This window comes from Streptomyces tubercidicus (assembly GCF_027497495.1).
In the GTDB taxonomy this organism is placed as follows: Bacteria; Actinomycetota; Actinomycetes; order Streptomycetales; family Streptomycetaceae; genus Streptomyces; species Streptomyces tubercidicus.
Map to the genome: position 1 here is coordinate 2,284,264 of NZ_CP114205.1, position 19,048 is coordinate 2,303,311.

Genomic DNA, 19,048 nt, shown 5'->3' on the forward strand with positions numbered 1-19,048 from the left:
GGTCGGGAGTTGCCGCCCGTAGGGACCGATGCCCCTGCGGAATCACGGCAGTTGAGGCCGTCAGGCCCGGGTGTCCTGATCGCTGACGAGCGTGCCGATCTTCTCACCCTTCACCGCACGCGCGATGTTTCCCTCGGCGAGCAGCTCGAACACGAGGATCGGGAGCTTGTTGTCCCGGCACAGCGTGATCGCGGTGGCATCGGCGACCTTCAGGTCGCGGGTGATCACCTCGCCGTATTCGAGGGCGTCGAACTTCACCGCGTCCGGGTTCTTCTTGGGGTCGGAGTCGTAGACCCCGTCCACCCCGTTCTTACCCATCAGCATGGCCTCGGCATCGATCTCCAGGGCGCGCTGGGCGGCGGTGGTGTCCGTGGAGAAGTACGGCATGCCCATACCGGCGCCGAAGATGACGACCCGGCCCTTCTCCAGGTGGCGCACCGCGCGCAGCGGAATGTACGGCTCCGCGACCTGGCCCATGGTGATGGCCGTCTGGACGCGGGAGTCGATGCCCTCCTTCTCCAGGAAGTCCTGGAGGGCCAGACAGTTCATGACCGTACCGAGCATGCCCATGTAGTCGGAGCGGGCCCGGTCCATGCCGCGCTGCTGGAGTTCGGCGCCACGGAAGAAGTTGCCGCCGCCGATCACGATGGCGATCTCGTAGCCGTCGCGCACCACGGCGGCGATCTCGCGGGCCATCGCGTGCACGACGTCGGGGTCGACGCCCAGTCCGCCGCCGCCGGCGAATGCTTCGCCCGACAGCTTCAGCAGGAAGCGTCGCCTGCCGCCGTGGCCGGAATGGTCTGCGTGCGCGCCGTCGGCACCGTGATTCATTGAGCTCTCCTCGTGCACATACGAAGAAGGCCATTGCCGTGGGTCTGGTTCAGATCCCTCTGCGGCAATGGCCTCCTCGTCACATCTGCGGCCGGCCGTTGAGCGGCCGACTGCGTACGACCCTAGCGGGGTCGTAGGTCATTCGCTGCCTTCGCGACAGGCTCAGATGCCGACCTTGATGCGCGAGAAGCGCTTCAGGGTGACACCGGCCTCCTGGAGGACCTTCTCGACGGACTTCTTGTTGTCGAGCGCGTACGGCTGACCGAGCAGCGTCGCGTCCTTGAAGAAGCCGTTGAGGCGACCCTCGACGATCTTCGGGAGAGCAGCCTCGGGCTTGCCCTCCGCGCGGGTGGTCTCCTCGGCGACACGCCGCTCGGCCTCGACGACATCGGCCGGCACGTCGTCCTTGGCGAGGTACTTCGGGGCGAACGCGGCGATGTGCTGCGCGATGCCCTTGGCGACCTCGGCGTTCTCCTTGTCGAGCTCGACGAGGACACCGATCTGCGGGGGCAGGTCGGGCATGGTGCGGTGCATGTACACCGACACGTAGCCGTCGGAGAACTGCGCGAAGCGGTCCAGGACGATCTTCTCGCCCAGGGTGGCGTTGGCCTCGTCGACGTACGCCTGGACGGTCTTGCCGGCCTGGATCTCGGAGGCGAGCAGGGCCTCGATGTCGGCCGGGGAGGTCTTCGCGACGTGCGCGGCGATCTCGTTGGCGACGGCCTGGAACTTGTCGCCCTTGGCGACGAAGTCCGTCTCGCACTTCAGCTCGACGATGACACCGGAGGTGTTGTCGTCGGCGATCAGGGAGACCACCGCGCCGTTCTCGGCGGAACGGCCCTCGCGCTTGGCGACGCCCTTCTGGCCCTTGATGCGCAGCGCCTCGACGGCCTTGTCGACGCTGCCCTCGGCCTCGTCCAGGGCCTTCTTGCAGTCCATCATGCCGGCGCCGGTGAGCTCGCGGAGCTTCTTGACGTCAGCGGCGGTGTAGTTCGCCATGGTCTGTGAATCTCTTCTCGAAATCTCGAAGTCGAAAGATCTACGGGTGGACGGCGGGGGCGGCGCCGGTGGCGCCCTCCCCCGCCGTCATCAGCCGGATGCTGCGGGTCAGGCCTGCTCGGCGTCCGCGGCCGGCTTCTCGGCCTCGGCGGCGGGGGCCTCGGCGGCCGGGGCGGCCTCCTCAGCGGGCTTCTCCTCGGCCTTGGGGGCCTCGTCGTCAGCCTTCTTCTCGCCCTCGAGCAGGTCGCGCTCCCACTCGGCCAGCGGCTCGGCGGCAGCGGCCTTCTCGCCGGGCTTCTGGTCGCCGGTGGCGGCGCCGGAGCGGGCGATGAGGCCCTCGGCGACGGCGTCGGCGATCACGCGGGTGAGCAGGGTGACGGAGCGGATCGCGTCGTCGTTGCCCGGGATCTTGTAGTCGACCTCGTCCGGGTCGCAGTTGGTGTCGAGGATCGCGACGACCGGGATGTTGAGCTTGCGCGCCTCACCGACGGCAATGTGCTCCTTCTTGGTGTCCACGATCCAGACGGCGCTGGGCACCTTCTGCATCTCGCGGATACCGCCGAGGGTCTTCTCCAGCTTGGCCTTCTCGCGGGAGAGGACCAGGAGCTCCTTCTTGGTGAGGCCGGAGGCGGCCACATCCTCGAAGTCGATCTGCTCGAGCTCCTTCAGGCGCTGCAGGCGCTTGTAGACGGTCGAGAAGTTGGTCAGCATGCCGCCGAGCCAGCGCTGGTTCACGTAGGGCATGCCCACGCGGGTCGCCTGCTCGGCAATGGCCTCCTGGGCCTGCTTCTTCGTGCCGACGAACATGACCGAGCCGCCGTGGGCGACGGTCTCCTTGACGAACTCGTAGGCGCGGTCGATGTACGACAGCGACTGGAGCAGGTCGATGATGTAGATGCCGTTGCGCTCGGTGAAGATGAAGCGCTTCATCTTCGGGTTCCAGCGGCGGGTCTGGTGCCCGAAGTGGACGCCGCTCTCCAGCAGCTCCCGCATCGTGACGACGGCCATGGCCGTACTCCTTGTTGTTCTCGGTTCCACTGCGGCCGGTCGGCCGCGGTGCCTGACGCCCCGACGCGCCTGCCGGGGATGACACCTTGCGGAGCCGTCCGAGGACCGAGGGGCGCGGCCGTCGTGCTGCCCGAAGGGGACTGGTGCACTGACGGCGGGGCGTGCGAAGTCGACCCGGTGACCCGGATCGCCACCAGAAGTGTACGGGACGCCCGATGCACCGGGCGACACGCTCCTTTTCAACCCTCGGGCGAGTGACACCGTTGTCCACAACCGGCCCGTCATCCACAGCTTTCGACCAAGATCCACAAGCCCCGGGCGAACTGCGTCACCGTCACCCCATGCGACGAAACACACGACGAATCTCCTCCCTCCCGCCCAGGTACTTCCCCACCTTCACCGGCCTCGGCGAACGCCTTCCACGCCCCGGGGGCGGCGCACACCCACAGCCCGCCGAACCGGGCAGGCGCCCGCGCCGCGTCCCGAGGCACCACCCCTCTCCTGGGCCCCGGCCATCGCCCCGGCCCTCAACCCCGCCCCGGCCCCGGCTCCGGCCCTCGCCGCGGCCCCGCTCCCGCTTCCGGTCACCCGCACCCCTGCCACCGACACCGCGCCGTAAGCCGAACGGCTACGGACCGAGCTGCTTCTTCCCCGCCCACCCGACCCGCGCCCTACTGGCCCCGACCGCAGCCGCAGTCCTCACCCTGTTCACCCCGACCCTCGCGAGCGCCGCGGCTTTGCCTGCGGGTGGGGTGATGGGGACAGGAGTGGAGCAGGGGGTGGAGCGTGGTGAGAGTCGTGGGCTGGGGGTTGAGGTGAGTCCGTCGGCGGAGCGTGGGGTGGGACTCGGGGCGGGTCGGACAGCGGAGCGCGGGGTGGAACGACGCGTGGAACGCAGGTCAGAGCCCGTGCCGGGGCTCGCGGCGGATCGGACGGGGGAGCACGGGGCGCAACGACATGTGGAACGCGAAGCGAAGCGCGTGCCGGGGCTTGCGGCGCCACCGGCCGAAGACAGGTCCTGGCCGGTGGAGGGACCGGCGGGTGCACCGCCCACCGTGGTCAGAGGCTGGAAGCCGCCTCCCACCCCCTGGGCGGCCGGACACCGCGGCGTGGACCTGGCCGCCTCCGCCGGTGCTGTCGTGCGAGCGGCCGCCCCCGGCCAGGTGTCGTTTACCGGGACGGTCGCCGGCCGCGGCGTCCTGACCATTGAGGTCTCCCGCTCGGGCCGTCCTCCGTTACGCACCAGCTACGAACCCGTGCGCCCCACAGTCCGGAAAGGCCAGCGCGTGACGGCAGGCCAGCCGGTCGCCGTCCTCCAACACGACGGCCCGTTCCACTGCCGGGAGCCCTGCCTCCACTGGGGCCTGCGCCGCGGCAAGACCTACCTGGACCCGTTGTCCCTGCTGCCGCAGAGCATTCTCCACGGCGCCCCCTCCCGACTCCTACCGATCTTCGGAATCCCCCTGCCAGGGGGCGATCCGGCCCCTCCCCGGCATCCGGAACGACCAGAGCCAACAGCCCACCAGAGAAGCTCGCCGCCTACCGCAACTGCCCTCATAGAGGCGGCCGCACTCGCAGCCGTGGCGACCTGGGCCCTCGGCCGAATCCCCGCAGCTCGGCACACGGGAAGCAAGGAGAGTCCGCGAAGACGGCGGGGACGGGGGTGGGCGTGGCGCATCCTCGGACGAGGTGACGACTGAGCGCGGTATCGCAGTAATCGCGAGGCAGCGATGATCGCGCGTGAGCGGTCATCGCGACACGGCGAAAGAAGCCAGGTCAGCGAGTTGACAGTGACGTCGCACGGGTACGCCACCCGCCCGGCACAGGCGCAGGCCAGGCGGCGAAAGCGGCACAGCACGTCGTCACCACGCCGCAGGCGCGACCGGGCTGCGGGCTGCGGGCTGCGGGCTGCGGGCTGCGGGCTGCGGGCTGCGGGCTGCGGGCTGCGGGCTGCGGGCTGCGGGCTGCGGGCTCCGGGCCAACGAGCGTGGAGGTGGTGGAGGTGGGTGGGTGGGCCGGGGGCCCGGGGGGGAAGGCCCCCGAAGTCAGCCGCGAACGCCGCGAAGAGCCATCCCCACCGCCGCCTCCGTGATCTCCCCCGGATCCTCCGCCGCGCCCAGTTCGATGCGGCGGACCGCGGCGTCGACGACGCCCTGGAGGAGCATGGCCGCGAGCCGGGGCTGTTCGTGGCCGAGGGCGGCGAGCGCCTCGACGATCATGGCGATGAGCCCGCCGTGTGCCGCGCGGATCTTCTCCCGTGCCCCCGCGTCCAGCTCGCCGGCCGAAATGGCCACGACGGCACGGTGACGCCGATCGCCGACCAGCGCGAGCTGCCGGCGCACATACGCCTCGACCTTGCCCTCGGGCGTGTCGACGTGCTGCATCGCCGCTTCGACCTCGGCGGCCCAGACCGGGAAGTCGACGGCACACAGCTCCTCGACGACGGCGGCGCGCGAGCGGAAGTACTCATATACGGAGGAGCGCGCGAGGCCCGTGCGCTCGGCGAGGGCGGGGAAGGTCAGCGCTTCCGTTCCGCCTTCGGACAGCAGGGAGCGGGCGGCGTCCAACAGGGCGCCACGCTGCATCGTCCGGTGCTCGGCCACAGAGGCCGCTCGAATCCTGGGCACGTCACCACTCTACGGATGGCGCGCCCGCCGTGGCACTCCGCATGGCGACATAGCGCGGGAAGACCTGGCGCCCGCGAGGAGCCAATCAGCGTCCGACGTCGGCGAGCTTCGCCCTGAGCTGGAGTACGGATTTGGTGTGGATCTGGCTGACCCGGCTTTCCGTGACGCCGAGGACATTGCCGATCTCGGCGAGCGTGAGGCCTTCGTAGTAGTAGAGCGTGACCACGGTCTTCTCACGTTCGGGGAGGGTGTTGATGGCACGCGCGAGCAGCCGCCGCAGCTCGCGGTCCTCGGCGATCTCGACCGGGTTCTCGGCGGCCGTGTCCTCAAGGGTGTCCATCAGGCTGAGCCGTTCGCCCCCCTCGCCGCCGACGTGCAGCAGCTCCTCCAGCGCCACGACGTTCGCGAGTGACAGCTGGCTGAACACCCCGTGGAGTTCCTCCAGCGCGATGCCCATCTCCTCGGCGACCTCCGCCTCGGAGGGCGTACGGCGGAGTTGCGCTTCGAGGGTGGCGTAGGCGCGTTCGACGGCGCGGGCCTTCTGCCGTACGGAGCGCGGGATCCAGTCGAGCGCCCGCAGCTCGTCGATCATTGCGCCGCGGATACGGGTGATGGCGTAGGTCTCGAACTTGATGGAGCGTTCGGGCTCGAACTTCTCGATGGCGTCGATCAGTCCGAAGACCCCGGAGGAGACGAAGTCGGCCTGTTCGACGTTGGGGGGCAGGCCGACGCTGACGCGGCCTGCGACGTACTTGACCAGCGGCGAGTAGTGCAGGATCAACTGCTCCCGCAGTCGGCCGTCGCCTGACGCCTTGTAGGCGCGCCACAGCTCGTCGAGTGAGGTGGGCGGAGCGGGGCGCACGCTGCCGCGCGCGGCAGGTGGTACAGCCGCACGATCAGACCCGGAGGTGTGCTGGGGCATTCGTCGCCTTGAGCCGTTCTGCCGAGACGCGGATGGATGGATGCATGAGGGTTGAATTTGCCTGTGAGCGTAGCGTGACCGAAGCGTCGCGGTGCGCGAGGAAGTCAGGTTCGGGGGTGCGCAGATACGTTCCGCTGCCCGCACCCCGGGGTTACCTCGTACGGCGTGGCGACATCCGGACACGGTGCCGGGCGGGGGTTCCCGGAGGACCGTGCGGGCGGACGCGATGACATGACGGGCGGGGCCTCGTGCGTCCCGTGCGCCACATCGCCGTCTCCTCACGGGTCGGGCCCGCGCCACGAAGCACGGCAAACCTGGATTCTGCGGTCATTCCCCTCACCCTTTCACCCGTTCGCCCCAGGTCAAGCACCGCCTCGCCGGGAACCCCGGCTCGTCTCGGCGCGTCGCGCCAACTCCCAGCGATCACCGCACCTTTGAACGAATCCGAGGGACAGCAGCTCGAAAAGTTTGGCGCGGGTGACATCGCGGGGCGTGCCGGATTCCTGGGCCAGATGGCCGGTGTCCGCGCTGCCGCGCGCGGGCAGCGCCTCCAGCACGAGGGCCGCGACAGGGTCCAGAAGGTCGCGGATGCGGGTCTGTCCTTGTCGTTCGGGGGCGAGGTCACCGATGCTGCCGACGAGTTCGATGACCTCGTCGGCGTCGGTGACCACCGCGGCCTCGCCGCGCAGGAGTTGATGCACACCGGCGGACAGGCCGCTGGTGACCGGGCCCGGCATGCCCATCGTGAAGCGCCCGAGGGCCTGCGCCCGCCGGGCGGTCACGAGTGAGCCGCTGCGGAGTTCGGCCTCTACGACGACCGTGCCTCTGGTGAGTGCGGCGATCACGCGGTTGCGCTGGATGAAGCGGCTGCGGGTGGGATGGTCGCCGGGAGGTAACTCGGCCACCACCAGGCCCTGTTCGGCGATCCTGCCGATCAACTCAGTGTGGCCGCGCGGGTAGGGGTGGTCGACTCCGGAGGCCATGACGGCGGCGGTCGCACCGTCGGCGGCGAGCGCGCCGCGGTGGGCCGCGCCGTCCACCCCGTAGGCGGCTCCGGAGACGACGGTCCAGCCGCGGTCGGCGAGTCCGGCGCCGAGGGTGGTGGCGAGGTGGGCGCCGTATTCGGTGCAGGCACGGGCGCCGACGACGGCGACCGAGCGCAGCGCCCACAGCCGGAGGTTGGCCGTCCCGCGCACCCACAGGCCGATGGGCCGGGCGTCGCCCAGGTCGTCGAGCTGGCCGGGCCATTCGTCGTCCCCGGGGCAGAGGAACCGGCCGCCCAGCGCGGTGACGGCGTCGAGGTCCGCGATGGGGCGTGCGCGGGCGGCGCGCAGCCGCAGGCCCGCGACCTTGGCCCGGCTTGCGCCCTTGAGCGGGGGCGCATGGTCGTCGGACAGGGCCTGCCACAGGGCCTCCGGGCCCATGTCGCGCAGCCAGCGGCCGGCGGATTCATCGCCCGGTTCAAGGATGCGGGTCAAGGCCGCTCGGGCCGTACGCTGCGGGTCGGGCGCTTCACCGGGAGCGCGCCAGGGGCTGACGCTCGCGGGGCGCGGCTCGGTGGCCATGGGCACGGCTTGTTCCGGTCCGGCCGTCGGGTCGGGCGCGCGGCCCGGGTGCTTGCCGGCTGGCTCCGGCCCGTCGGTGGCGAAGCCCCATGCGTCGATCCCGTTCATGGTTGTGCCTGCTCGTGCGCCTGCCGGGCGGGCGCGGTCTCGTGGTGTTTCCCGCCGCCGGCCGTGGTCAGTGCGCCGCGGCGTACGCCGGTGCGGAGTTCCAGGGCCCAGTTGACGTCCTCCTTGGTGGGGCGGTCGTGGCCGGTCAGGTCAGCGGCCGTCCAGGCGACGCGGAGGACGCGGTCGAGGCCGCGGGCGGTGAGGAGGCCGCATTCGAGGTCGCGTTCCGCTTGGGCCAGCGCACCGGGGTGGACCTGCCAGCGGGTGCGCAGCTCGTGCCCGGGTACCTCGCTGTTGGTGTGCCACGGTGTGCCGGCGAAGCGTGCTGCGGCGCGCTCACGGGCGGTCCGTACGCGTTCGGCCACAGCAGCGGTGGTTTCCGCGCCGCGGCCGAGTGCGATCAGTTCGGCGCGGGCAACCGGCTCCACGGCGATCCGCAGGTCCACCCGGTCCATCAGGGGGCCGGAGAGCCGGGCCCGGTAGCGGCGGATGGTTGACGGCCGACATTCGCAGCCGCCGGTGGTGGTGCCGTGCCGTCCGCAGGGGCAGGGGTTGGCCGCGAGGGCGAGGAGGATGCGGGCGGGCATGCGCATCATGCCCGCGGCGCGGGCGACGACGACATGACCGGACTCCAGTGGCTGGCGCAGTGCGTCCAGGACGCGTGGGCTGCACTCCGCGGCCTCGTCCACGAACAGCACACCGTGGTGGGCGAGGGATACGGCGCCGGGTCGGGGCAGTCCGGTGCCGCCGCCGACGAGGGACGCCATGGTCGCGGAGTGGTGCGGGGCGCAGTAGGGGGGCCGGTGGACGAGCGGCTGGCCCGGCGGGAGGGTGCCGGCCACCGAATGGACGGCGGTGACCTCCAGGGATTCCTTGGGTGACAGGGGTGGCAGCAGCCCGGGGAGGCGTTCCGCGAGCATGGTTTTGCCGGCGCCGGGCGGGCCTTTGAAGAAGATGTGGTGGCGTCCGGCGGCGGCTACTTCGAGGGCGCGGCGGGCGCTGTGTTGGCCGGCTACGTCCGCGAGGTCGGGGGTGTGGTCCCCGGGTGGCAGGCCCGCGCCGATGCTGGTCCCGGGCACGACCAGCCCGGCGAGCGAGGGGTCCGGGCGGCCTTCTTCGCGGGGATCTTCCTCTTCGGGCACCGGTTCGTCGGCGAGAACGGCGATGAGCTGACGCAGGCTGCGTACGCCCAGGACGGAGATGCCGGGGACCAGCGAGGCTTCGGCCACGGTCTGTTCGGGGACGACGACCTGGCGGTATCCGGCGTCGGCGGCGGCGAGTACGGCGGGGAGCACTCCTCGTACGGGGCGGACGCGGCCGTCCAGGCCCAGTTCGCCGATCATCATCAGGTCGGTGAGTTCGCGGGGGTCCAGGCGCTCGGCGGCACCGAGGACGGCGCAGGCCACGGCCAGATCGAAGCCGCTGCCGCCTTTGGGTACGGAGGCCGGGCTGAGGCCGACGGTGAGCTTCTTCTGCGGCCACTCGGCACCGGAATTCACGACAGCGGCGCGCACCCGCTCTCTGGATTCGACGAGGCTCTTGTCGGGGAGCCCGACGAGGGTGAAGGCGGCGACACCCGGTTCCAGGTCGGCCTGTACTTCGACGACGACGCCTTCGACGCCTACCAGGGCGACGGAGCAGGTGCGGGCGAATCCCATCAGGCCACTCCTCGTGCGTGGTGGACGACGGGAGCGCCGCGGGCCGGCAGCAGGACGCCGATGACGTCGATCCGTACGCCTCCGGGCGGCGGGCCGCCGTGCCGCTCCAGCCAGCGTTCCGCCAGCAGCCGCAGCCGGGCGGTCTTCTCGGGGCGCACGGCCGCCATGGGGTGTTCGTACCAGCCGGCGCGGCGGGTTTTGACTTCGCAGACCACCAGGGCGTCTCCGTCGGCGGCGACGATGTCGATCTCGCCGTCGCGGCAGCGCCAGTTTCGGTCCAGGATGCGCATCCCTGCTTCGATGAGCCGCCGGGCTGCCAGGTCTTCGCCGTAGCGGCCGAGGGCGCGGCGCCGGGTGTCGGCCGGTTTGGCCGCCGTGGGCCCGCTGTCTCCCGGGCTCGGGTCGGTGCCTGGTGGCTCGGTCGCGATCCGCTCTGCTGCGGGGGGCTTACGACCCGGGGGTGGTGCTCCGCCCTTGCGGGAGCCGGACGGCGATACCTTCGCGGGCTGCCCCGAACCCGTGCCGCGCATCGGTTTGCCGACCGGTCCCGAGCCGCTTCGCGCCGCGTCCGAGCCACTCGTCGAGGACGCCCCGAGCACCTCACCCCGGCCATTCGCCGAAGGCGTATTGCCCCGGCCACTCGAAGGGAGCGTCCCGCGCCCTTTCCCCTCACCGCTCTTCGAGCCCGATCCGAGCGCCGCGTCCCGCTCGCTCGTCGAGCTCGCCATCCGGGCCGCGTTCCGGTCCCTCGCGGAGCGCGTGCTCGACGGCGTCTCCGTGCTCGGTGCGTTGTTCCCGGCCTGTCGGCCGGCCTGCATGGCGTTCATGCGGTACCACCTCCGGCACCGACTGTGACGCCCCCGATCCGATCTATTGGATCTTGGTGGACAGTGAGCCGATTGTGGAGACCTCGCCCACTCGTCCGGGGCACGGTCGGCCGACCACGGGGCCGGCCGCTCCGCAGCCCCCGGCCTGCTCAGCTCCCCGGAAGATCCAGATCGCTCTTGTTGAGCTCCTCGATATTCACGTCCTTGAACGTGAGCACCCTCACCTGTTTGACGAAACGGGCCGGGCGGTACATGTCCCAGACCCAGGCGTCAGCCATCGACACCTCGAAAAAGACCTCGCCCTGGACCGAGTGCACCTGCATCTCGTAATCGTTGGTGAGGTAGAAGCGACGCTCGGTCTCGATCACGTATTTGAACAGCCCGACGACGTCGCGGTACTCCCGGTAGAGCTTCAGCTCCATCTCGGTCTCGTACTTCTCGAGGTCCTCGGCGCTCATGGCAGATCCCCTTCAGCCGTGCGTCCCCCCATTGTGCGTCAGGCCCGCTCGGTCTCCAGGAGTACCGGCGCATCGGGGGGCCCTTCGTCGAGCAGTGTGCGCAGCAGCTCGACGAGTCTGGTCGGATACACCGTCTCATGGGAGGCGGACAGTTCCTCCCAAGTCCACCACCTCAGTCCCGAGACGCTGCGTCGCTCCAGGTCAGTCTGCCCGCCGGTGTGGGTGGCAGTCCGGTCCGTTCTTCCCAGGTAGTACCACTCATCCTGCTCCCAGCGGCGCCCGTCGAAGGGGAAAGCGCAGCGGCGCTTCCACAGGACGGGGCCGAGGACGGCGCCGGTGATGCCGGTCTCCTCGGCGAGCTCGCGGTGGGCCGCCGCTTCGTGGCTCTCCGTGCCTTCGAGGCCACCGCCGGGGGTGAACCACCAGGTTTCGGCGGGGCGGTCCGGCTCGAAGCCGTGGAGCAGCAGGATCCGGTCGTCGGGGTCGAGCAGCACGATGCGGGAGACCTGACGCACCGCGGTCGCCTCCGGCGCGTCGGGTGCCTCCGGTCCGTCGGGGCCCGCCGCACCGCGCCCCATGGGCTCCCCGGCGCCCCGGCTCCGTCCCTCAGCCACGCTTACGCGCCGCCCGTCGGGCGAGGGGCCCGTACGCCGCACCGGCGAGGATGAGGACCGCGCCGGCCACGACCGCGAGGGTGATGGGCCGCACCGGGCCGGGCTGCGAGATGCCGCCGGGAAGGGCGGAGAAGCTGGTCGGGCGCTGCAGCACGCCGACGCTGCCGAGCGGCCAGGCGCGCGCGTCGACCCGGGCGCTGACGGCGCCGCGCGGCACCGAGCCGTGGTCGCCGTCGGTGAGGTGGACGCGGGAGTCGAGGGAGTCATTGCGGTGGTCGCCGAGCAGGAAGAAGTGTCCGGCGGGGACCTTGGCCTTGAAGCCGACCGGGGAGGCGGGCCCGCTGCCCTGCAGATACGGTTCTTCGACGGGAGTCCCGTTGACGGTCAGCCGCCCCTGCTTCGTACAGCAGGAGACCTTGTCGCCTCCGGTGCCGACGACGCGCTTGACCATGGGAAGGTCACCCCAGACGTCGTCCTTGAAGACGACGACGTCGCCGCGCCGTATCTCGGAGCCGTCCACCCGCTCGGCCAGGACCCGGGCACCGGGCGCGATCGTGGGCGCCATCGAATCGGTCGGCACCGTATAGGGGCGGTATATCAGCGCCCCCCAGACGAAGCCGCCCAGGAACAGCACACAGCCGACGGCCACGGCCAGACCGGACAGCACGCTGCCCGTCGTCCGGCCGCGGCCGTCGGTCCTGTGTTCGGTACTGCTGCTCATCCCAGCGCTCCCACCCCGCGGACCCGGCCCGCGTCGAAGATCCGGGACGGCACCCTACCCGGGGTTACGCGCTCCGGTCAGCCTCCGGCGGCGCCACAGCACGATCGGCACCGCGCCGGCCAGGCCCAGGGCGGCCGGAGCCGCCGCCATTGCCTTGTTGATCCCGGGCTGGTCGAAGGTGTCCGGTACCGGCAGGGTCGACCAGCGGTTGATCGGCCACGCGATGGTGAACGCCCGGCCCACGACCTCGTCCTCCGAGACCGTGCCATTGCCCTTGAGGTTCTGGTGGTAGCGGGAGTCGAGGGAGTCGTCGCGGTGGTCGCCCATCACCCAGATCCGGCCCTTGGGGACCTTGATCGGGCCGAACGCACGGTCACCGCAGGGGGTGACGCCGGGGAAGATGTACGAGTCTTCCTTGAGGGCCTTGCCGTTGACCTTGACCGGGCCGGTGCCGTGGCACTCGACGGTGTCGCCGCCGACCGCGATGACCCGCTTGATCAGGTCCTTCTCCTCGGCCGAAGGCATCAGCCCGATGAAGCTGAGGACCTTCTGGACGGGGTTGGGCTCGGGCGTCGGCGTCTCGTTCAGCCAGCCGCCCGGATCGTGGAAGACGACGACCTCGCCGCGCTGCGGCTTGGAGCCGAACCACGGGGTCAGTTTGTCGACCAGGACCCGGTCCCCGCGTTGCAGGGTGTCCTGCATCGAGTCGGACGGGATCGAGAACGCCTGCACCAGGAACGTCTTGATCAGCAGCGCCAGGACCAGAGCGATACCGATGAGGATCGGCAGCTCCTTCCAGAAGGCACGCGGCTTCTTGGCCTTCTTCATGCCGCCGCTCACCTCCTCGCCCGCGGACCTGTCCAACGTATCGGATGTGTCCGATACGTCGGCCGGGGCCGAACGCTGCGACTGCGCCCCTGACTGTGCTGGTGACGGATGCACGGAACTCGTCGCCGGTCCCGCGGTCTCACCACGCCCTGCCGGCTCTTCGGGCTCTTCGGTTCCGGACCGCGCGCCGACCGCCAAGTCCCCCACATCTGCTCCTCACTCCACGCACTCGCCCACCCGTCAACCGGTGCAGGCCCACCACTCCCATAACGAGCGGGAGTTCCGCAGGGGTCGGGAGTACGGTCAAACTCTCGGATGACACCTTATGCGGCGCACCTGCCGAGGACGCCTTGGCGCCCGGCGCGTCGCGCACGGTCGTAAAGGTGTCGGGTTCTTCGAGGCGCCGCCAGTGACTGAACGGCCAGGCGATCACCACGGCCCGGCCCACGACATTGTCCTCCGAGACCGTGCCACGGTACGGCTCGTCCAGGTGGAAGCGCGAATCCGCGGAGTTCGAGCGGTGGTCGCCCATCACGAAGATCCGTCCGGTGGGGACGGTCACCGTGAACTTCAGTGTGGAGGGCGGATTGCCCGGATGGACATACGGTTCGGTCAGCGGTGTGCCGTTGACGGTGACCTTGCCCTGCGCGTCGCAGCACTTGACGGTGTCGCCGCCGACCGCCACGACCCGCTTGATCAGGTCCTGTTCATCGGCCGACGGCAGCAGCCCGATGAAGGTCATGGCGTCCTTGACCGGCTGGAAGGCTCCCCCGTCGGCGGTGGGCTTGGTCTGCTCGCCCTTGAGCCAGCCGCCCGGGTCCTTGAAGACGACGACATCGCCGCGCTCCGGTTTGGAGCCGAACCACGGCGTCAGCTTGTCCACCAGCACCCGGTCGCCGATTCGGATCGTCTGCTCCATGGAGCCGGACGGGATGACGAAGGCCTGGACGAGGAAGGTCTTCAGGACGAGGGCGATGGCCAGCGCCACGCCGACGAGGATCGGGATTTCCTTCAGGTAGGAGCGTTGTCTGCGGCGCTTGATGCGCTTGGCCTGGCGCCGCCGCTCGGCACGTCCGCCGGTCGCGGTGCGGGCCGACCGCCGGCCTCCGTGCCCGGCCACCGGCTCCTGTGGGCCGCCGCGGGCGCCGGGGTCGCCGGAGCCGTCGCGGCCCCGGCCCGCCCGGCCGGTGGCCCGCGTCCCCCGGCTCCGCTTCGGCGGGCCGGCGTCCTTGCTCCCGTGGCGGGGGCGTCCTCGGTTACCCATGGGGGCCTGCCGCGGCGGGTATCCGGTCGAAGGCTCCTGGGGTCTCGAAGGTGCGCCAGCGGCTCACCGGCCAGGTGATCAGGTCCGCACGGCCGATGACCTTGTCGACCGGGACCGTGCCGCCACCCGCCTGACCGAGGTGGTCGCGGGAGTCACTGGATCTGGCGCGGTGGTCCCCCATGACCCACAGCCGCCCCTCCGGCACCACGATGTCGAAATCCACCGAGGACGGCGCGTCCCCGGGGTGGAGATACGCCTCGCTCACGGGCTCACCGTTCACTTCGATCCGCCCCCGTTTGTCGCAACAGGTCACATGGTCACCGCCGATGCCGATCACACGCTTGACGTAATCGGTCTCGGCGGGCCGGGCCAGGCCCAGCGCCGCGCCGGCTCCGCGCAGCAGTCCCGTGACGGGATTCTCCCCCTGTTCCCTGTGAACGAAGGATCCGGTGCCGTCGAACACCACCACCTCGCCCCGTGCCGGTGTGCTGCCGAAACGGTACGCCAGCTTGTTGACCAGCACTCGGTCCCCGATCCGCAGGGTGTTCTCCATGGAGGAGCTGGGGATCAGAAAGGGCTGCACGATGAACGCGCTGAGCAGCAGCAGAAAGGCCAGGCAGAGCGCGAACAGGGTGACCGGCCGGTGGCGCAGACCGGCCACACGGGCCGGCAAACGCGCGGAGCGCGACCCCTGCTCCGGCCCCTGGTCGGGGGTGGGAGAGTGGTCGCGCTCCGTGAGCTGTGCGTCGGTGTCCATCGGGCCCTGAGCCTATCCGGCCGGGTCCGGACGCCGTACGTGAGCGTCGGTTTGCGTTGCCCCGGCGCAAAAAATCGTGCTCCGGGGCGGCCCGGCTCAGTTGTCGCGCTTCTCCTTGATCTTCGCGGCCTTGCCGCGGAGCTCGCGCAGGAAGTACAGCTTGGCGCGACGGACGTCACCGCGGGTCACGACCTCGATCTTCTCGACGATCGGGGTGTGCACCGGGAAGGTGCGCTCGACGCCGACGGAGAAGCTGACCTTGCGGACCGTGAAGGTCTCGCGGACGCCGGCGCCCTGACGGCGGATGACAACGCCCTTGAACTGCTGCACACGGGAGCGGTTGCCCTCGATGACGCGGACGTGGACGTTGACGGTGTCACCCGGGCGGAAGGCCGGGATGTCGCTGCGCTTGGACGCGGCGTCGACGGAGTCGAGAAGGTGCATGACCTACTGCTTTCTTCGCTGATGCCACAGGTCATCAACGGGATATCGGAAGGATGTTTCGGATGCCGTTCCGTCGGGCGGGCGTCGTTCCCCCTGTGGCAGGGGCGCGCGCCGGACGCACACAGCAGCGGCCTATTCTTCCACGGCGCCGCTCGTCCGCCCAAATCGGCCGTCGTCGCCCTCCGACCAGCCGAGGGCGGCGAGGATCGCGCGGTCCTTCTTGTCGAACGCGGCGGGGTCGGCGCGCTCGATCAGGTCGGGGCGGTTGCGGTCCGTGCGGCGGAAGGCTTCGTCCCGGCGCCAGCGGGCGATCTTGCCGTGGTGGCCGCTGAGCAGGACGTCGGGGATACCGCGGCCGCGCCACTCAGGAGGCTTGGTGTAGACGGGGCCTTCCAGGAGGTCGGCCATCGCGCCGGGCGCGAAGGAGTCGTCCTGGTGGGAGGCGGCGTTGCCGAGCACGCCGGGCAGCAGCCGGGCCACTGCCTCGACCATGACCAGGACCGGCGCCTCGCCGCCGGCCAGGACGTAGTCGCCGATGGAGACCTCGCGGACGTCGACGCGGTCGCCGTACTCCTCGATGACGCGGCGGTCGATGCCTTCGTAGCGGGCCGGGGTGAACACCAGCCAGGGCTTGGCGGAGAGTTCGACGGCGAGCTGCTGGGTGAACGGGGCGCCGCTGGGGGTGGGAACGACGATCACCGGTTCCCCGTCGCCGGACGCGAGGATCTCGTCGAGCGCCTCGCCCCACGGCTCGGGCTTCATGACCATGCCGGGGCCGCCGCCGTAGGGGGTGTCGTCGACGGTGTTGTGCTTGTCGTGGGCCCATTCACGCAGGTCGTGGATGCGCACATCGAGCTGTCCGCGGGTGCGGGCCTTGCCGACGAGGGAGACGTTCAGCGGTTCCAGGTACTCGGGGAAGATCGTGACGACATCGAGCCGCATCAGCTGTCCTCGCGGCTGCTGGCGATCTCGGCCTGGCTGTCGTCGAGGAGGCCGGGCGGCGGGTCGATGACCGCGCGCTGCTCCTCCAGGTCGATCTCCGGGACGATTTCGGCGACGAACGGGATCAGGACCTCGCTGCCGTCGGGCCGCCGGACGATCAGCAGGTCCTGATAGGGCAGGTGAGAGACCTCGGAGATCCGGCCGACCTCGGTACCGTCACGGGTGACGACATCGAGGTCGATCAGCTGGTGGTCGTAGAACTCCTCGGGGTCCTCGGGGACTTCCTCGGGGTCGACCTCCGCGATCAGCAGGGTGTTGCGCAGCGCCTCGGCGGCCGTGCGGTCCGCGACGCCCTCGAAGCGCAGCAGCAGCCGGCCACTGTGCACCCGGCCGGTCGCGATGGTCAGCGGTCCGACGGAGGACGGTTCGGTGGCGAGGACGGCGCCCGGTCCGAGCCGCAGTTCGGGCTCGTCGGTGCGTACCTCTACCGTGACCTCGCCCTTGATGCCGTGGGCGCGACCGATCCGCGCCACTACCAACTGCACGCTGTTTCTCCCTTGCCCATACCTGCGGCACTGCTCCGTAGACGACTGCGGGCCGGGGCGGGCCAGAAGCCCTCCCCGGCCCGAGCCGGTGTTCAACTTGTCAGCGGACCTGGTCCACGTCGACGAGGTCGACGCGGATGCCACGGCCGCCGATGGCGCCCACGACGGTCCGCAGCGCGCGGGCGGTACGGCCGTTACGGCCGATCACCTTGCCGAGGTCGTCGGGGTGGACCCGGACCTCCAGCACGCGACCGCGGCGCAGGGTGCGCGAGGCTACCTGCACATCGTCGGGGTTGTCGACGATGCCCTTGACGAGGTGCTCGAGGGCTTCCTCGAGCATGCTCAGGCCTCGGTCGACTCGGAGGTGGACTCGGCCGCAGCCTCGTCCGCCTTCTTGTCAGCCTTCTTCGCCTTCGGGGTGATGGCCTCACCCTTCGGCTCGTCGCCGGAAGCCTTGGCGGCGGCCTCGAAGAGAGCGCGCTTGTCGGCCTTCGGCTCGGCAACCTTCATCGGCGCCGGGGCGGGCAGGCCCTTGAACTTCTGCCAGTCGCCGGTGACCTTGAGGATGGCCGCGACGGGCTCGGTCGGCTGCGCGCCGACACCCAGCCAGTACTGGACACGCTCGGAGTCGACCTCGATGCGCGAGGGGTTCTGCACCGGGTGGTACAGGCCGATCTCCTCGATGGCCCGGCCGTCACGGCGGGTACGGGAGTCGGCAACGACGATGCGGTAGTGAGGCGAACGGATCTTGCCCAGACGCTTCAGCTTGATCTTGACTGCCACGGGAGTGGTGTCTCCTGGTCTTGACGTGGTGGGGCACAACGGGATGCCACGTGGGGTTGCGGTACTCGGGGTGCCCGATGGACGCGTCAGCCGGAGGAGAGAGGGGTCCTATGCGACTGTCGAGTACAGCTAGCCATTGTGCCACATGCCCTCGGGTCAGCCGACCGCGGCCACCTCGGGGATCCGGAAGGGCTTGCCGCAGCCGCCGCAGACGATCGGCGCCTGGGCGAGCACGGACGGCACGACACGGACATTGCGCCCGCAGTCGCAGACGGCCTTGACGCGGACGCCGCCTCCGGAGGAGCCGTGCCGGGCGGCCGGGCCCCGGAAGCTGCGGGTGGTGTCGGTGGCGGTGGCGGCGGTGTGCGCCTTGAGGGCTCTGCCGAGGCGTTCGATGGTGGAGCGGTAGCGCCTTCGGGCTTCGGGGTTGAGCGTGACCAGGGAGAAACCGCTGCTGGGGTGCGGCTCCTCGATATGGTCCAGGCCCAACTCCTCGGCGATCGCCAGGAATCGGCGGTTGTGGTAGCGGCCTGCGCGGGAGGTGTCGCGGACGCCGCGGGCGGCGGCGATGCCATGGACTGCCTCATGGAGCAGCCGTTCGAAGGAGAGCTCCGCGCCGCAGGCGGACGAGGACTCTCCGATCAGGGACTCGGGCGCGGCCAGATCCGGCAGCTCGGGGTGGTGCCGTTGAATATCGGCCCAGGCGAGCGCCAGTTCGGCGGCGAGGACAGGCGGTGTCGTGCTCACGTCGTGACAACGAGCCGGGGTTGCCGAGTGTTCCGATTCCGGGGCATCTCAAATAATTTGCACGTACCAGTCAGTTTTAGGTCATGAGTCGTGCCGAGGGCGGGTGCGCAGATCTGCGCAGAAGGCACCCAGCGGGCCGCAAGCCGGTACGTACCCCCGCGTACGCCGCATGGCGTAGCCGGTCGTATCCCGGGGCAACGATCATGGCCGCGATCGTACGGGGCGTACCTGTGCCTGTCCGCACCGGCTCGAACCCACCGTAGGCCCGGCGGACGCGGACGGGGGACGTCCGGGCGGCGGGCGCTGCCGTGGCGGAACGGCGCCGGCCGGGGCACCCTGGAACGGCGCTCCAGGGAGCGGGCCCGGCGCACACGGGGGCGCGCGGGAGACAACCCCGGCG

21 protein-coding genes are annotated in these 19,048 nt (G+C 70.6%); 1 reads left to right on the plus strand and 20 read right to left on the minus strand.

Features of this window, described 5'->3' with window-relative positions; translation table 11 throughout:
- Window positions 1-60: 60 nt before the first annotated feature.
- The 3 genes from pyrH to rpsB form a co-directional block, all read right to left on the minus strand.
- Window positions 61-831, minus strand: a complete 771-nt coding sequence (gene pyrH, locus STRTU_RS09615; RefSeq protein WP_159743169.1) for a UMP kinase — start codon at window positions 829-831, stop codon at window positions 61-63.
- Window positions 832-993: 162 nt separating this feature from the next.
- Complete coding sequence (gene tsf / locus STRTU_RS09620; protein ID WP_159743170.1) at window positions 994-1,830, minus strand: translation elongation factor Ts; 837 nt, start codon at window positions 1,828-1,830, stop codon at window positions 994-996.
- A 108-nt stretch (window positions 1,831-1,938) separates the two neighbouring features.
- Window positions 1,939-2,838 carry a 30S ribosomal protein S2 gene (rpsB, locus tag STRTU_RS09625; RefSeq protein WP_018087132.1) on the minus strand — a complete coding sequence of 300 codons (900 nt, stop codon included), beginning with the start codon at window positions 2,836-2,838 and terminating at the stop codon, window positions 1,939-1,941.
- Between the two features lie 755 nt (window positions 2,839-3,593).
- Here rpsB and STRTU_RS35935 point away from each other — a divergent pair.
- Window positions 3,594-4,538: a murein hydrolase activator EnvC family protein gene (locus STRTU_RS35935; protein WP_218039301.1), complete on the plus strand. Its 945-nt coding sequence runs from the start codon at window positions 3,594-3,596 to the stop codon at window positions 4,536-4,538.
- Between the two features lie 345 nt (window positions 4,539-4,883).
- On the opposite strand, the gene STRTU_RS09635 is transcribed toward STRTU_RS35935, so the two are convergent.
- The 17 genes from STRTU_RS09635 to STRTU_RS09715 all read right to left on the minus strand — a co-directional run bounded on the left by STRTU_RS09635 (window position 4,884) and on the right by STRTU_RS09715 (window position 18,648).
- Complete coding sequence (locus tag STRTU_RS09635; protein ID WP_167539231.1) at window positions 4,884-5,423, minus strand: TetR/AcrR family transcriptional regulator; 540 nt, start codon at window positions 5,421-5,423, stop codon at window positions 4,884-4,886.
- A 127-nt stretch (window positions 5,424-5,550) separates the two neighbouring features.
- Window positions 5,551-6,387, minus strand: a complete 837-nt coding sequence (gene whiG, locus STRTU_RS09640) for an RNA polymerase sigma factor WhiG (RefSeq protein ID WP_159743171.1) — start codon at window positions 6,385-6,387, stop codon at window positions 5,551-5,553.
- Between the two features lie 362 nt (window positions 6,388-6,749).
- Window positions 6,750-7,952 carry a DNA-processing protein DprA gene (dprA, locus tag STRTU_RS09645; protein ID WP_167539232.1) on the minus strand — a complete coding sequence of 401 codons (1,203 nt, stop codon included), beginning with the start codon at window positions 7,950-7,952 and terminating at the stop codon, window positions 6,750-6,752.
- Between the two features lie 104 nt (window positions 7,953-8,056).
- On the minus strand, window positions 8,057-9,718 hold the full coding sequence (locus STRTU_RS09650; RefSeq protein ID WP_269777346.1) for a YifB family Mg chelatase-like AAA ATPase: 1,662 nt from the start codon (window positions 9,716-9,718) through the stop codon (window positions 8,057-8,059).
- Window positions 9,718-10,146, minus strand: a complete 429-nt coding sequence (locus STRTU_RS35940; protein ID WP_389852920.1) for a YraN family protein — start codon at window positions 10,144-10,146, stop codon at window positions 9,718-9,720. Before STRTU_RS35940 ends, STRTU_RS09650 begins: the two co-directional genes overlap by 1 nt.
- 548 nt (window positions 10,147-10,694) lie before the next feature.
- Window positions 10,695-11,003 carry a DUF2469 domain-containing protein gene (locus tag STRTU_RS09660; protein WP_003980220.1) on the minus strand — a complete coding sequence of 103 codons (309 nt, stop codon included), beginning with the start codon at window positions 11,001-11,003 and terminating at the stop codon, window positions 10,695-10,697.
- A 38-nt stretch (window positions 11,004-11,041) separates the two neighbouring features.
- Entirely contained in the window at window positions 11,042-11,581 is a 540-nt protein-coding gene (locus tag STRTU_RS09665) for an NUDIX hydrolase (RefSeq protein ID WP_159746804.1), read from the minus strand.
- Between the two features lie 28 nt (window positions 11,582-11,609).
- Entirely contained in the window at window positions 11,610-12,338 is a 729-nt protein-coding gene (gene lepB / locus STRTU_RS09670; RefSeq protein ID WP_159743174.1) for a signal peptidase I, read from the minus strand.
- Window positions 12,339-12,392: 54 nt separating this feature from the next.
- Window positions 12,393-13,373 carry a signal peptidase I gene (gene lepB, locus STRTU_RS09675; RefSeq protein ID WP_371873578.1) on the minus strand — a complete coding sequence of 327 codons (981 nt, stop codon included), beginning with the start codon at window positions 13,371-13,373 and terminating at the stop codon, window positions 12,393-12,395.
- Window positions 13,306-14,430 carry a signal peptidase I gene (lepB, locus tag STRTU_RS09680; protein ID WP_246240308.1) on the minus strand — a complete coding sequence of 375 codons (1,125 nt, stop codon included), beginning with the start codon at window positions 14,428-14,430 and terminating at the stop codon, window positions 13,306-13,308. Before lepB (STRTU_RS09680) ends, lepB (STRTU_RS09675) begins: the two co-directional genes overlap by 68 nt.
- Window positions 14,423-15,187 (minus strand): signal peptidase I, encoded by a 765-nt coding sequence (gene lepB, locus STRTU_RS09685; RefSeq protein ID WP_159743175.1) that lies wholly within the window; start codon window positions 15,185-15,187, stop codon window positions 14,423-14,425. Before lepB (STRTU_RS09685) ends, lepB (STRTU_RS09680) begins: the two co-directional genes overlap by 8 nt.
- Window positions 15,188-15,283: 96 nt before the next feature.
- Window positions 15,284-15,631 carry a 50S ribosomal protein L19 gene (gene rplS, locus STRTU_RS09690; protein ID WP_018087148.1) on the minus strand — a complete coding sequence of 116 codons (348 nt, stop codon included), beginning with the start codon at window positions 15,629-15,631 and terminating at the stop codon, window positions 15,284-15,286.
- 132 nt (window positions 15,632-15,763) lie between these two features.
- Complete coding sequence (trmD, locus tag STRTU_RS09695) at window positions 15,764-16,573, minus strand: tRNA (guanosine(37)-N1)-methyltransferase TrmD (protein WP_159743176.1); 810 nt, start codon at window positions 16,571-16,573, stop codon at window positions 15,764-15,766.
- Window positions 16,573-17,118 (minus strand): ribosome maturation factor RimM, encoded by a 546-nt coding sequence (gene rimM, locus STRTU_RS09700; RefSeq protein WP_159743177.1) that lies wholly within the window; start codon window positions 17,116-17,118, stop codon window positions 16,573-16,575. The genes trmD and rimM overlap by 1 nt, the downstream gene beginning before the upstream one ends.
- A 100-nt stretch (window positions 17,119-17,218) precedes the next feature.
- Complete coding sequence (locus tag STRTU_RS09705; RefSeq protein WP_003980229.1) at window positions 17,219-17,458, minus strand: RNA-binding protein; 240 nt, start codon at window positions 17,456-17,458, stop codon at window positions 17,219-17,221.
- Window positions 17,459-17,460: 2 nt separating this feature from the next.
- Complete coding sequence (gene rpsP, locus STRTU_RS09710) at window positions 17,461-17,901, minus strand: 30S ribosomal protein S16 (RefSeq protein WP_086721205.1); 441 nt, start codon at window positions 17,899-17,901, stop codon at window positions 17,461-17,463.
- Between the two features lie 156 nt (window positions 17,902-18,057).
- Window positions 18,058-18,648 carry a hypothetical protein gene (locus STRTU_RS09715; protein WP_159743178.1) on the minus strand — a complete coding sequence of 197 codons (591 nt, stop codon included), beginning with the start codon at window positions 18,646-18,648 and terminating at the stop codon, window positions 18,058-18,060.
- Window positions 18,649-19,048: the final 400 nt, after the last annotated feature.

What these genes read in the sequence shown, in the direction of transcription:
- STRTU_RS09635 (WP_167539231.1), bottom strand. Translation starts at nt 5,423, where the DNA reads ATGCAGCGTGGCGCCCTGTTGGACGCCGCCCGCTCCCTGCTGTCCGAA.
- rplS (WP_018087148.1), bottom strand. Translation starts at nt 15,631, where the DNA reads ATGCACCTTCTCGACTCCGTCGACGCCGCGTCCAAGCGCAGCGACATC.
- STRTU_RS09705 (WP_003980229.1), bottom strand. Translation starts at nt 17,458, where the DNA reads ATGCTCGAGGAAGCCCTCGAGCACCTCGTCAAGGGCATCGTCGACAAC.
- STRTU_RS35935 (WP_218039301.1), top strand. Translation starts at nt 3,594, where the DNA reads ATGGGGACAGGAGTGGAGCAGGGGGTGGAGCGTGGTGAGAGTCGTGGG.
- dprA (WP_167539232.1), bottom strand. Translation starts at nt 7,952, where the DNA reads ATGGCCACCGAGCCGCGCCCCGCGAGCGTCAGCCCCTGGCGCGCTCCC.
- trmD (WP_159743176.1), bottom strand. Translation starts at nt 16,573, where the DNA reads ATGCGGCTCGATGTCGTCACGATCTTCCCCGAGTACCTGGAACCGCTG.
- STRTU_RS09665 (WP_159746804.1), bottom strand. Translation starts at nt 11,581, where the DNA reads ATGGGGCGCGGTGCGGCGGGCCCCGACGGACCGGAGGCACCCGACGCG.
- pyrH (WP_159743169.1), bottom strand. Translation starts at nt 831, where the DNA reads ATGAATCACGGTGCCGACGGCGCGCACGCAGACCATTCCGGCCACGGC.
- rpsB (WP_018087132.1), bottom strand. Translation starts at nt 2,838, where the DNA reads ATGGCCGTCGTCACGATGCGGGAGCTGCTGGAGAGCGGCGTCCACTTC.
- whiG (WP_159743171.1), bottom strand. Translation starts at nt 6,387, where the DNA reads ATGCCCCAGCACACCTCCGGGTCTGATCGTGCGGCTGTACCACCTGCC.
- STRTU_RS09650 (WP_269777346.1), bottom strand. Translation starts at nt 9,718, where the DNA reads ATGGGATTCGCCCGCACCTGCTCCGTCGCCCTGGTAGGCGTCGAAGGC.
- STRTU_RS09660 (WP_003980220.1), bottom strand. Translation starts at nt 11,003, where the DNA reads ATGAGCGCCGAGGACCTCGAGAAGTACGAGACCGAGATGGAGCTGAAG.
- tsf (WP_159743170.1), bottom strand. Translation starts at nt 1,830, where the DNA reads ATGGCGAACTACACCGCCGCTGACGTCAAGAAGCTCCGCGAGCTCACC.
- lepB (WP_159743175.1), bottom strand. Translation starts at nt 15,187, where the DNA reads ATGGACACCGACGCACAGCTCACGGAGCGCGACCACTCTCCCACCCCC.
- lepB (WP_246240308.1), bottom strand. Translation starts at nt 14,430, where the DNA reads ATGGGTAACCGAGGACGCCCCCGCCACGGGAGCAAGGACGCCGGCCCG.
- lepB (WP_159743174.1), bottom strand. Translation starts at nt 12,338, where the DNA reads ATGAGCAGCAGTACCGAACACAGGACCGACGGCCGCGGCCGGACGACG.